Annotated in this window: 1 pseudogene; it reads right to left on the reverse strand. The window is 76.4% G+C overall.

The features are described 5' to 3' along the window. A pseudogene (locus KVS71_RS18740) lies at nt 1-237 on the reverse strand (FAD-dependent oxidoreductase); the annotation flags it as partial.

Raw genomic sequence — 237 nt, forward strand, 5'->3', positions numbered from 1 at the left:
TCCGGCGCCCCTCGTTGTGATCCGCCCTGTCCATCGCGGCGCGGACGAGGTTGGTGCCCACGGACGCGGCGGGCTCCGGCGGGAACGGGATCGGCTTCTCGCGCACCATCCGGGGCTGCGTGCGCTCGGTCTCCTCGCCGGCGAGCTTGTCGAGCATCACGTCCGCAGCGAACCGGGCGGCGCCGGCCCCGAGGCCGGTGAAACCCGTGGCGTAGGCGACCCGGCCGCCGCGGGCGG

The sequence above is a fragment of the Microbacterium sp. GbtcB4 genome, from assembly GCF_019091465.1.
GTDB lineage: Bacteria > Actinomycetota > Actinomycetes > Actinomycetales > Microbacteriaceae > Microbacterium > Microbacterium paraoxydans.